Origin of the sequence: Glaciecola sp. 33A (assembly GCF_002836745.1) — a bacterium.
GTDB lineage: Bacteria > Pseudomonadota > Gammaproteobacteria > Enterobacterales > Alteromonadaceae > Glaciecola.
Window position 1 is genome coordinate 35,372 of sequence record NZ_PJAR01000039.1, and the last position, 11,996, is coordinate 47,367.

The window sequence follows — 11,996 nt, forward strand, 5'->3', positions numbered from 1 at the left end:
CAATAGATTTCTACGTTCACACCACAAGTATGTTTCTCGCAAATTTTATTATTATTTCTCGCAAAGTATAGGGATTATTCGGCACTAAACAAGGGCAAATCCAATTGATCTGTATTCAAATTATCTATCAAGGCGACGTGAAGGCCGACCAAACGGACTTTTTTCCCTTCTCCTCGATCAAAAGCTTTAGCTAATAACTCGATTAATAACTGTTCATTAACTACTTGCGATTGTTGTTCAACCGTTGTTTGTTGGAAGTCGTCAAACTTTAGCTTTACACCTAGTGATTTGATTGGGCTATGTTTTTTTATATCTATTCTCTCACATAACTTAGGCAGAAGCCGAATAACAACCGCTTTGCATTCATCTAAGCTAACAAGATCGGTATCTAAAGTTCTCTCAACACCAACTGACTTTCGCTTCCTATTAATCGAAAGCCTTCGTTCATCAATTGCGTGTGCTCTTTTCCACAATGATGCACCAAACTTACCAAAATATTTATGCAACTTTTCAATCGGAAACGAACGAATATCCTCACACTTGTAAAGCCCTAAGTTGTTTAATTTTTCGAGTGTCACCTTACCCACTCCTGGAATTTTTTTTAATGGCAGGCCTTTCACAAATTCATCTAATTGTGCTGGGGTTATAACGCATATACCGTTCGGTTTATTTTCATCACTAGCAACTTTAGCAACAAATTTGATGGGAGCAACACCCGCTGATGCGGTTAGACCAGTCTCTTTAAATATAGTGCGGCGAATGTCTTCAGCTATATAGGTAGCACTGCCACCAAATAAATCACTTTCGGTTACATCCAAAAAGGCTTCATCTAACGAAAGTGGCTCAATTTCATTGGTATAACGTAAATATATTGCTTTTATTTGGTCTGACACTTTTACATACTCATCCATTCTACCTTTTACTAACACGAGGTTTGGACAAAGTCGTAGAGCTGTTGCTGTCGCCATAGCCGAACGCACACCAAATTTTCTTGCGGGATAATTACAGGTAGCAATGACTCCGCGGCGGTCGGCACTGCCGCCAATAGCTATTGGTTTATGCTGTAATGTGGGGTCATCTCGCATTTCGACGGCCGCATAAAAGCAATCCATGTCGATATGAATAAACTTACGCATTGAATAAACTTAACATCAGCATAATATGGACCTTCAATTGAACAGCCTGTATACAAATACAGTATAAAACAATATTTGGCATTTACCAATCAATCATCGGCTTGTTTGATGTCTCCATTGACATCATTAAGCAAATTTTAGTTGGTAATAGTGCGTGGGGAGAAACTCTAAAAGCAGAGATATTGATTTTTAGAAATGTCTAACATTAAGATTGCGAAAAGGTAAAAAATAGTTTTATCTTGAAGTGATGTTTGTAGGATTTAAAAACTACTGTAACAAAGTAGACCTTCAATATGGCTGTGGGTAATTAAAATAAAATGCTACTCAGCAATCAAAGAATTTGATTATCCTGCCATTCTTTTATTTTTATCTGTCTTTTCTCTTCTCTCTCCATTCTGGCTTTTTTTCTATCACAAGGTTCTGGGCAGTCACAAGCCTTAGAGATGCCCAAAGCCCCTAAACCGCCGCAACTTCCGGCTATTGTTTTTCTTTGTAAAATATAACCAATAGCCATGACTGGCACCATCAATAAGAAAAGTGCAAATGCTAATATAAATGTACTCACGTTTACCTCTCAAAATTTCAATTTATTACAATATGTAACCGACAAGACAATTGCATGCTCTGCATATGAATGATTAATTTTGTTGTATATCCCTGTCGAAAACAGGTGAGGTATATTCAATAAAATCTTCACCTTGTTTCATGATCATAAAAACAGCTAAGTCATTTCTGTGTGCAAGCTCTTTGGCTTTTTCTGCTCCCATTACATTTAACGCTGTGGCTAAACCATCGGCGGTCATGGATGAGGCATGTACGACAGTTACTGACACTAAATTATGAGTAATCGGATATCCAGTTGTCGGTTCAATCAAATGCGAATAACGGACCCCATCTTGTTCAAAATAATTGCGGTAATCACCTGAGGTCGCCACCGCATTATTGCCAATACTTATAATTTTTTGTATCGCCCGCTCATTGCTTATCGGCTTTTCAATGGCAATACGCCAATCGCTTCCATTCGCTTTTTTGCCAGCGACTCTCATTTCACCACCAATTTCGACAAGATAATCGCCAATTTGGTTCCCTTCGATTATATCAGCTACAACGTCAACACCATACCCTTTTGCTATCGTCGATAAATCGATATATAACTTAGAGTGTAACTTCGTTACAACACCTGAGTTCAATTCAAACTTATCCATACCAACATAGTCTTCGATTTCCAGTAACTGTGATTTAGTAGGAATAACTTCGGCTCGTTTATCTGGCCCAAATCCCCACAAATTGACTAAAGGACCTACGGTCACATCTAAACTACCACCACTTAGATTATGCAGTCTGATGGCTTCTGTTAGCACATATTCGGTTGGTTTGGAAATCGCAAAAGGTTGTCCAGCTTCAGCTTCATTTAGCTTTGATAATTCTGAATCCGGGTCGTAGGTGGACATCAAAGCATTGACTTGTATTAGCGCGTCATCTATTTCACCTTGAAGCGCTTTTACGTCAATGGGTGTTTCGGGTTGTTGAACAACTTTTATCGAATATGTGGTGCCCATAGTTTGTCCTGAAATAATAATTTCAGTGGGTTTGCTTGGCGCACAAGAGACGATGAATAATAATAAAAAGGGGAGTAAGAATTTCAATGCTATCCTCGCGATTTACAAATTGATAAGCACATAATATGAACTGAATTTTTCTTATGTGCTGGGCGACTTAACGTTACGACAGATTATACATGAATTTGTGGTGATATAAAAAAATGGGTAAAATATAAAGACAGAGGATGTAACAAAAACTAAAAAATAATTACCCTCTTGGACTATAGTAAATTCCTATTAGAAAAGCATACTTTGTGCAAGCGTATTGCACCACTAACACCATGTTTGAAAGACAAAAAGGCGCCCAAAGGCGCCTAATCTAATCTTCTACTTACTTGTTACAAATTAACCACCGAAGTCGTCTAGCATGATGTTCTCATCTTCTACACCGAGTTCTTTAAGCATGTTGATTACTGCTGCGTTCATCATAGGTGGACCACACATATAGAACTCACAGTCTTCAGGTGCTGGATGGGTTTTCAAATAATTTTCCAACAATACATTATGGATAAACCCCGTATCGCCAGTCCAGTTATCTTCTGGTTGTGGGTCAGACAATGCAACGTGCCATTCAAAGTTGTCATTTTCTTTCGCCAACATATCGAAATCTTCCACATAGAACATTTCACGTGACGATCGAGCACCGTACCAGAACGTTATCTTACGAGGTGTTTTTAGTCTACGCAGTTGGTCGAATATGTGTGAACGCATTGGCGCCATACCGGCACCACCACCAACAAACACCATCTCTGCATCTGTCTCTTTGGCATAAAACTCGCCGAAAGGACCAGATATGGTGACTTTGTCACCTGCCTTCAAAGACCATATAAACGAAGACATCTTACCAGCAGGCAAGCTTAAGTTTTTAGGTGGCGGCGTAGCAATACGCACGTTCAACAAAATAATACCTTCTTCTTCTGGGTAGTTTGCCATTGAGTAAGCACGAATAGTTTCTTCGTCACATTTTGACTCAACATCAAAAAATCCAAAATGTTCCCAGTCTTTACGGTATTCAGCAGGCACATCAAAGTCTTTATATTTTATGTGGTGAGGTGGCGCCTCAATTTGGATATATCCACCCGCTTTGAACGGTACACTCTCGCCGTCAGGAATACCTAACTTAAGCTCTTTGATGAAAGTTGCTTCGTTACTGTTCGAAAGAACGTCGCATTCCCATTTCTTAATACCAAACACGTCTTCAGGTAATTGAATATCCATGTCTTGTTTGATTGATACTTGGCAAGACAAACGACAGCCTTGCTTAGCCTCTCGCTTTGAAATGTGATCAAGCTCAGTGGGCAATATTTCACCGCCGCCTGATTTAATGTCAACAGTGCACTGACCGCAAGAACCTCCACCACCGCATGCTGAAGATACAAAAATGCCCGAGTCGGCTAACGCGCCTAGTAACTTTCCACCTGGAGAGGTGGTAATTGTTTTAGATGGATCGCCATTAATCGTGATTACAACATCACCTTCAGGCACTAATTTCGATTTTGCAAACATGATGATCAATACTAACGCTAATACAATAGCGATAAACATGCCTACACCGAGATAGATTTCAGTTGGATTCATTTTATCTATTCTCCTATTCGCTTTACAGCGAAATACCTGTGAATGATTGGAAGCCCAATGCCATTAAACCAGCGATCATAAACACGGAACCTAATCCGCGAATACCATCAGGCATATCGGCATACTTTAGTTTTTCACGTATCGCAGCAAGCAAAATAATGGCCATTGCCCACCCTGCTCCACTGCCAATGCCGTATACGATACTTTCGGTGAAGTTGTATTCACGTTGAACTGCAAACGCAACACCACCGAATATGGCACAGTTTACGGTGATAAGCGGTAGGAAGATCCCTAACGCGTTGTATAAAGCCGGGAAAAACTTGTCAAGTGTCATTTCCAGTATCTGAACCAGAGCAGCAATTACGCCGATGAAGGTCAAGAAACTTAAGAAACTAAGGTCGGCATCTGGAAAGCCAGCCCAACCCAAAGCCCCAGGGGCAAGAATATTTACAAATATAACTTGGTTAACAGGTACTGAAATACCTAATACCACGATAACGGCAACACCCAAACCCATTGATGTCTTGACTTTCTTTGATACAGCTAGAAAGGTGCACATACCTAGAAACAATGACAATGCCATGTTCTCTACAAATACTGCTCTAATAAATAATGCGGCGTAATGTTCCATGATTATTCCTTAGGCTCCACTTGTTCTGGACGAATAGTACGAATAAACCAAATCATACCGCCGATCAGGAAGAATGAGCTAAATGGAAGTATCAGAAGGCCATTACCTTGGTACCAACCACCATTAGTAACCAACGGTAATATTTCAAACCCAAGAATGGTGCCAAACCCCGCTAACTCTTTAATTGTACCAATAACAATCAGAATAAATGAATATCCCAAACCGTTACCAATACCGTCTAAGAAGCTCATCAGAGGAGGCGACTTCATCGCGTAAGCTTCGGCTCGACCCATTACGATACAGTTTGTAATAATCAAACCAACAAACACTGACAGCTGCTTAGAAATTTCGTAAGAGTAAGCTTTCAAGACTTGGTCAACCACAATTACCAATGACGCTATAATGGTCATCTGTATAATGATACGCACGCTTGACGGTATTTGATTACGTATAAGTGAAATAAACAAGCTAGAAAACGCGGTTACTGCGGTTAATGCCAAAGACATTACCAATGCGGTTTCTAGTTTTGTTGTAATAGCCAATGCAGAACAAATACCAAGTACATGCAAAGCAATCGGGTTACTGTCTAATATAGGCCCAAACAGGGCTTTTTTCATTTCTTTAGTGTCAGCCATTGTGGTCCCTTATGATTTCCAAGATTGCTTTTTAAGATAATTACCGTAGCCATTATCACCAGCCCAATACTGCAATGTGTTTTCTACCCCATTGCTGGTTAGCGTCGCCCCTGATAATGCATCAACCGCATATTGGTCATCTCGGTTGTCTCCTTTATTAACTTCAATAGCCACGTCACCGTTGCTGAAAAGTTGTTTACCATTCCACTTAGCCTGCCATTCTGGATTTTGAATCTCGCCACCCAATCCTGGCGTTTCTTTGTGTTGATAAAAAATCAGTTCACGAATAGTGTGACCATCACTGTCAAGCGCTAGGAAACCGAACATTAAATCCCACAGCCCACTGCCATGAACTGGCAGAATGATACGTGACACAACACCGACTTCATCTTTGATTAGGAAGATGCTGGCAACGTTAGCACGCCTAGAGAAACCGGCGGGACTGCCTTCTGCTTTCGTACTCGTCTCTGGGGCTTTTGAAACTCTTCCATACATATCGTAAGGTTTTAACTCACCTTCAGCAGGATTAGCGACATATTCACCGGTTGCTAGATTAACGAAGCGCTCCACGACTCTTGCATCATAAACAATGCCAATTTCTTTTTTTGTTTTAGCTTCGCCAAGCAGACCAGCCGCAGCCAAAATGTTTGACTGCCTGTCGAGTGCGGCGTTAGCTTGCTGTAATTCGCGCAAGCCAACCGCGGCTCCGGAAACAATAATGGAACAAACTAAACAAACAGCAACAACAACACCGACCGTTTTACCTAAAGTTTCTTTTTTAGCCGACACGAGCAACCCTCCGCTTTATATTGCTTTGCGCTACGAAATAATCGAATAATGGCGCCCACAAGTTCGCAAATAAAATGGCTAGCATTATCCCTTCCGGGAATGCCGGATTAATGACCCTAATCAACACCGTCATCAAACCAATAAAGAAGCCATAAAACCACTTACCTTGATTGGTAAATGAGGCTGACACTGGGTCAGTTGCCATAAAGAACATACCAAACGCCAAGCCGCCTATTACAAAGTGCCAGTAGAAAGGCATCGCGTAAATTGATGTTGGATCGCTGGCAAAAAAGTTAAGCAATGTGCTGAAGAATATAACGCCGAGACCTACGCCTGAAACAATACGCCAGCTCGCAATACCCAGATAAATGATGAACAGTCCGCCTACCATAATCAGCAAACTAGAGACCTCTCCTACAGAGCCGGGAATATTGCCTATAAATGAATTCATCCATAAGTCGGCCTCGCTTATTGTTTGATTAACTAAGTTACCTGATGCATCTAGGACTTGCATGGAGGCAAAATTGACTGAATCTCCAAAGTTCATGGTTTGATTCGCCGCATTGCTGAGCCAAGTCGCGCCAGAATATCCATCCGCTAATTGAGCCGCAATCCAGGGTTGATCACCAGAAATTTGAGCTGGATAGGCGAAGTATAAGAAAGCACGACCAGATAACGCTGGATTTAGGAAGTTGCGGCCTGTGCCACCAAAGATTTCTTTAGCGATAACAATACCGAAGGTAATCCCCAGAGCAACTTGCCACAGAGGAATAGTCGATGGCAATGTCAAGGCAAATAAGACTGAGGTTACAAAGAAACCTTCATTAATTTCATGCTTTCTAACTGATGCAAATAGTACTTCCCAGAATCCGCCAACAATAAAAGTTGTTGCATAAATAGGAACAAAGAAACACGCACCGTAAAGTAACATCGAAAATATGCCAGAATCGCCGGTCAGCGTTCCACCTAACGCCGAAAATAAACCAGCCTGCCAACCATCGTACAACGCACCACCAGCTTCGATGGCATAAGATGCTTGCACACCAACATTATACATACCATAAAACATAGCTGGGAATGTTGCCATCCAGACCATGATCATGATGCGTTTTAAATCGATGCTGTCTTTAACGTGCGTATTAGCTACGTTTACTTTACCCGGTGTGTAGAAGATAGTCGCAGCAGCTTCGTAAAGTGCATAGAACTTGTCATACTTACCACCTGGTTCAAAATCAGGCTCAATTTTTTCTAAATAAACTTTTAATCCCATGACTTAACCCTCTTCTTCAATCTTGGTCAAACATTCACGCAACACTGGCCCATAATTATATTTACCAGGGCATACGTAGGTACATAGCGACAAATCTTCTTCATCTAATTCCAAAGCACCTAAGCTGCTTGCACCGTCACTATCACCCGACAATAGGTCGCGCAACAGCAAGGTAGGAATGATGTCTAATGGCATTATACGTTCATAGTTACCGATTGGCACCATAGAACGATCAGAACCATTCGTTGTTGTTGTCATGTTGAAAAGTTTTTTAGGCGACAAATGGCCTAAATAAGCCCGCGTCACCGAGTGTTGATTTGAGCCTGGCTTGGCCCAGCCAAATAACTTCTTTTCTTTGTCTTCAACCAAAAGCGATATTTGGTTGTGATAACGACCAACATAGGCTTGGGGGCCTCGTGCGGTAGTACCATTTAGAATGGAGCCTGAAATAACTCTAACAGGACCATCAATTTTCTGATCAGCAACGAGTTCATCAATGCTTGCACCCAACAAAGTGCTCACTAATTTAGGCGATTTTGCTGCAGGACCGGCAATTGACAACACTTTAGTTGTGTCTAACTTACCTGTTTTAAGCAACGATCCGATAGCAATAACGTCTTGATACCCCACGTGCCAAACGAACTTTTTCATACCAACGGGATCAAGATGATGAATATGAGTACCCACAAGACCTGCGGGATGTGGCCCTGCGAACTCGTTGACATCAACAATCGCGTCGCCAGTGTAAATCTCTGCACCAGGCGCTTTGCTTACAAACACTTTACCGGCGGTTAGTTTAGCCAATACTTTTAAGCCAAAAGCAAAATCTTCTTTGCGTGCAGCAATGATAATTTGTGGGTCGCCAGCCAACGGATTAGTATCCATTGCAGAAACAAAAATTGAAGCAGGTGTCGAGCCTACTGCAGGATTTTTGCTATATGGGCGAGTTCTAATAGCGGTCCACGAACCTGATTCGACTAATAGTTCGCTTATCGCAGAACGTTCAGCCGTTGCCAGTGATGCATCATTAAATGTCTGAAAGGTAACTTCATCATCGCCTTTAAGCTTAATAACCACTGACTGCAAAACGCGTTTCTCACCCCGATTTACCTCAATAACTTCGCCCGCAGCAGGAGCCGTAAATTTAACACCGGGATTTTTTTTATCTTCAAAAAGCAACTGCCCTTTTTTGACAGCATCACCAACTTGAACATGCATCGTAGGGCGCATGCCGTTATATTCTTCTCCAAGGACGGCGACTTTGGTTACAGTTGGCCCCGGATGGACCTTCTGCTCCGGCGCGCCTTCAATAGGAAGATCTAGGCCTTTCTTGATTTTTATCATACGTAATTGACTACTCTAATTTAAAATACTAATTTTAATCAGCCTGTCGACTTATCTGTCTAAAAGCCGATTAAAATTTGTATCTTGTTTATATTATTGACCAAGTTATCGCTGCCATCTTATCACTAAATCAGTTAACTCAATCGCTTACCGCTGCACAAAATCTAAAGTGCTGCACCCCACTGTTAAAGGTTTCACATAACAAAGTGAGTAGTGCCTGTAAGAAGGTCTACGCTCATCCGTGGTTTATAATTATTATGTGTAAACTCAGAAACACTGAGATAGTATTAGTAAAGAAAACAAACTGCTGTTTTTGTAACTAGAAATGTGACGAGCGGATTTTAGCATTAATGAGTGTTAAAAGGCTATGCTATTAGTACCAAAAATTGCAATTTAATTGCTGTATTGTGAACAAAATTTTCCACCTCGGAATCGAATGGAGCTACTATTTACTCATGCAGAGCTTATGGTAGCTTCAAATCTAACGCTTTTAATACTGGCTAAGTAAACGCGATACCAGACATCGCTGTTTGGACGACGATTACGACCAATTTACTACATGATCAACATCGGCTTCGTAATCAACACCTTGAATGTCAAACCCAAAAAGAGTTAAGAATTCGTGGTGATAACCGGCATAATCACTCAAATCATGGAAATTTTCTTGAGTCACCTCATCCCACAATGCCTTTATTTTAGACTGAGTTGCATCATTGGTCTCTTTGTCTTCCATATGATAACGATGCATATTATCCATTGCAGGATTGGATGCATAAAGGCAACGAGTGTAAAGCCCCTCTATTTGCTCAATGCAACCTTCGTGCGTGCCTTCTTCTTTCATCACCTTGTAAATTAGAGATATGTATAAAGGCATGACCGGAATAGCAGAGCTTGCCTGGGTAACTAATGCCTTCAAAGAAGATACGTTTGCACTCACATTATTACTTTTTAATTTAGCAATAATAGCCGACGCAGCACGATCTAAATCTTCTTTTGCCAAACCGATGGTTGCCTGTCCGTAAATAGGCCATGTAAGTTCTTTGCCAATATAAGTATAAGCTGTTGTTTTCGCGTTTTCTGATACCACACCAGCGTTATTCAACATAACTAACCAACGCTCCCAGTCTTCCCCTCCCATGACTTTTACAGTCTGGTCGATTTCGTCTTGATTAGCGGGTTCAAGCGTTATTTCATGAACTTTATCTTTGTCAGTATCGTAGGTTTTGGTGGTGTAACCTTGACCCACAGGCTTTAACGTAGATTTATAAACTTCACCAGTATCTGGATCAGTTCTTCTTGGAGACGCTAAGCTATAGATAATCAGATCAACTGTACCTAAGTCTTTCTTTATTTTATCAATAACGGTTATTTTCATATTATCAGAGAACGCATCACCATTCATCGTTTGAGCATACAAACCGGTCGCTTTCGCTTGGTCATGGAAAGCCGCCGTATTATACCAACCGGCCGTGCCTGTTTTGCGATCTGTAGGCTCTTTTTCAAAACAGATACCAAGGGTCTTTGCACCATAGCCAAATGCAGAAGTAATTCGAGACGCTAACCCATACCCAGTAGAACAACCAATAACCAGTACATTTTTAGGACCAGCAAGTTCAGATTTGGCCAACACGTCCTGCGACTTCACATAGGTAATTTGGTTTTCAACACTCTTTGCACAACCCGCAGGGTGAGCATTGGTACAGATAAAACCTCTAATTTTTGGCTTAATGACCATAATAACTTCCTTTTTTATCACGCGTAATAAACGCGCGATTGATGAATTGGCTAATCTAGTAGTGCTTCTAGCAACACATTCTACTCAAAATTAACGGTTATATCTAACAAACGCGAGCATTCTAGTGCCATTCGGCCAATAAACAAATCAGATCAGATAGAAAATCTATTCTCTATTTTCATAATACTCTTGCTCTGACACTTTATGATAGGCTTTTACTTCTTGGAAAAAAGCATCATACGAGGCGTAAATTCGATCAAAATCTGCATCGTTTGCGCGCTCTTGTTTAATTACTTTTGCTGTTGCCACTTTTAATGCGTCAAGGACATCTTTAGGCAGTGCGCGCAGTTCGGTACCGTACTCTACGAGTTGTTTGAGTGCATTCGGGTTTCTAGCTGTATATTCATCTAACATGTCTTGATTTGTTGCTCGTGTGGCTACTTCGACTATTTTTTGTAAGTCTGTTGGTAACGCTTCAAATGCAGCTTTGTTGACAATAAATTCAAGCAATGTTCCTGGCTCATGCCAACCGCTATGATAATAATAAGTTGCGGCTTTATGCAGGCCAAAAGCCAAATCATTATATGGACCGACCCACTCAGTTGCGTCTATCACACCGGTTTGCAAAGCCGTAAACAACTCACCGCCAGTAAGCGTTATAGGTAAACCACCGACTTCTTTAAACACCTCGCCACCCAAGCCAGGAATACGCATTTTTAGGCCTTGGAAATCTTCTAAACTATTAATTTCTTTTTTAAACCAACCTGCCATCTGAGTACCCGAACTGCCACCGGCGAATGGAATAACGCCATAAGGTGCATATAGCTCGCGCCATAATTCCATACCACCGCCGTAATGCAACCAAGCATTCATTTCGGTGGCATTCATGCCAAATGGAATGGCACTAAAAATTGGCGCAGCTGGCATTTTACCTTTCCAGTAATAGGCGCCTGCGTGACCCATTTCTACACTACCACCAGACACTGCATCAAATACTTCAAACCCCGGAACTAGCTCCCCAGCGCCATAAACTCTCACTTCCAAGCGACCACCAGACATCTCGTTCACATATTCTGCGAAGGTCTCTGGTCCTTTACCTAAGCCTGGGAAATTTTTCGGCCATGCGGTAACAAGCTTCCACTTTATGCTTTCAACCGGCGCTTTAACGGCTGCGATTGAGGTATTTTCTTCATTTTTACCACTACAAGAAGTAATAGCGAACATAGCCGCAGCAACAAATAATAAACTAAGCGATTTTTTCATTTTGTCTCTCCTTT

The 11,996-nt window shown here is 41.3% G+C and carries 11 protein-coding genes; all 11 read right to left on the minus strand.

All coding sequences use genetic code 11. From position 1 onward, the window contains the following. Positions 1 to 74: 74 nt before the first annotated feature. The 11 genes from dinB to CXF81_RS09780 all read right to left on the minus strand — a co-directional run bounded on the left by dinB (position 75) and on the right by CXF81_RS09780 (position 11,982). Entirely contained in the window at positions 75 to 1,136 is a 1,062-nt protein-coding gene (gene dinB / locus CXF81_RS09730; protein ID WP_101181173.1) for a DNA polymerase IV, read from the minus strand. A 331-nt stretch (positions 1,137 to 1,467) separates the two neighbouring features. After that, the gene (gene nqrM, locus CXF81_RS09735; RefSeq protein WP_101181174.1) at positions 1,468 to 1,701 is read right to left on the minus strand and encodes a (Na+)-NQR maturation NqrM; all 234 of its coding nucleotides are present in this window, start codon (positions 1,699 to 1,701) and stop codon (positions 1,468 to 1,470) included. A gap of 73 nt (positions 1,702 to 1,774) precedes the next feature. Then, positions 1,775 to 2,782 carry an FAD:protein FMN transferase gene (locus tag CXF81_RS09740; protein WP_232771873.1) on the minus strand — a complete coding sequence of 336 codons (1,008 nt, stop codon included), beginning with the start codon at positions 2,780 to 2,782 and terminating at the stop codon, positions 1,775 to 1,777. A gap of 300 nt (positions 2,783 to 3,082) precedes the next feature. Beyond that, complete coding sequence (gene nqrF / locus CXF81_RS09745) at positions 3,083 to 4,315, minus strand: NADH:ubiquinone reductase (Na(+)-transporting) subunit F (RefSeq protein ID WP_101181176.1); 1,233 nt, start codon at positions 4,313 to 4,315, stop codon at positions 3,083 to 3,085. Positions 4,316 to 4,337: 22 nt separating this feature from the next. Further along, on the minus strand, positions 4,338 to 4,946 hold the full coding sequence (nqrE, locus tag CXF81_RS09750) for an NADH:ubiquinone reductase (Na(+)-transporting) subunit E (protein ID WP_101181177.1): 609 nt from the start codon (positions 4,944 to 4,946) through the stop codon (positions 4,338 to 4,340). Positions 4,947 to 4,948: 2 nt separating this feature from the next. Beyond that, the gene (locus CXF81_RS09755; protein ID WP_101181178.1) at positions 4,949 to 5,581 is read right to left on the minus strand and encodes an NADH:ubiquinone reductase (Na(+)-transporting) subunit D; all 633 of its coding nucleotides are present in this window, start codon (positions 5,579 to 5,581) and stop codon (positions 4,949 to 4,951) included. Between the two features lie 9 nt (positions 5,582 to 5,590). Continuing rightward, positions 5,591 to 6,370 carry a Na(+)-translocating NADH-quinone reductase subunit C gene (locus CXF81_RS09760; protein ID WP_101181179.1) on the minus strand — a complete coding sequence of 260 codons (780 nt, stop codon included), beginning with the start codon at positions 6,368 to 6,370 and terminating at the stop codon, positions 5,591 to 5,593. Continuing rightward, positions 6,360 to 7,640 (minus strand): NADH:ubiquinone reductase (Na(+)-transporting) subunit B, encoded by a 1,281-nt coding sequence (locus CXF81_RS09765; protein ID WP_101181180.1) that lies wholly within the window; start codon positions 7,638 to 7,640, stop codon positions 6,360 to 6,362. The genes CXF81_RS09760 and CXF81_RS09765 overlap by 11 nt, the downstream gene beginning before the upstream one ends. Positions 7,641 to 7,643: 3 nt before the next feature. Further along, positions 7,644 to 8,984: a Na(+)-translocating NADH-quinone reductase subunit A gene (locus tag CXF81_RS09770; RefSeq protein WP_101181181.1), complete on the minus strand. Its 1,341-nt coding sequence runs from the start codon at positions 8,982 to 8,984 to the stop codon at positions 7,644 to 7,646. A 541-nt stretch (positions 8,985 to 9,525) separates the two neighbouring features. Then, positions 9,526 to 10,719 carry an enoyl-ACP reductase FabV gene (fabV, locus tag CXF81_RS09775; RefSeq protein WP_101181182.1) on the minus strand — a complete coding sequence of 398 codons (1,194 nt, stop codon included), beginning with the start codon at positions 10,717 to 10,719 and terminating at the stop codon, positions 9,526 to 9,528. A 165-nt stretch (positions 10,720 to 10,884) separates the two neighbouring features. Further along, entirely contained in the window at positions 10,885 to 11,982 is a 1,098-nt protein-coding gene (locus CXF81_RS09780) for a TRAP transporter substrate-binding protein (RefSeq protein ID WP_101181183.1), read from the minus strand. Between the last annotated feature and the right edge of the window lie 14 nt (positions 11,983 to 11,996).

Excerpts from the sequence above, each read along its gene's own strand:
- dinB (WP_101181173.1), bottom strand. The coding sequence starts at position 1,136 with ATGCGTAAGTTTATTCATATCGACATGGATTGCTTTTATGCGGCCGTC.
- nqrF (WP_101181176.1), bottom strand. The coding sequence starts at position 4,315 with ATGAATCCAACTGAAATCTATCTCGGTGTAGGCATGTTTATCGCTATT.
- nqrE (WP_101181177.1), bottom strand. The coding sequence starts at position 4,946 with ATGGAACATTACGCCGCATTATTTATTAGAGCAGTATTTGTAGAGAAC.
- CXF81_RS09755 (WP_101181178.1), bottom strand. The coding sequence starts at position 5,581 with ATGGCTGACACTAAAGAAATGAAAAAAGCCCTGTTTGGGCCTATATTA.
- CXF81_RS09765 (WP_101181180.1), bottom strand. The coding sequence starts at position 7,640 with ATGGGATTAAAAGTTTATTTAGAAAAAATTGAGCCTGATTTTGAACCA.
- CXF81_RS09770 (WP_101181181.1), bottom strand. The coding sequence starts at position 8,984 with ATGATAAAAATCAAGAAAGGCCTAGATCTTCCTATTGAAGGCGCGCCG.
- fabV (WP_101181182.1), bottom strand. The coding sequence starts at position 10,719 with ATGGTCATTAAGCCAAAAATTAGAGGTTTTATCTGTACCAATGCTCAC.
- CXF81_RS09780 (WP_101181183.1), bottom strand. The coding sequence starts at position 11,982 with ATGAAAAAATCGCTTAGTTTATTATTTGTTGCTGCGGCTATGTTCGCT.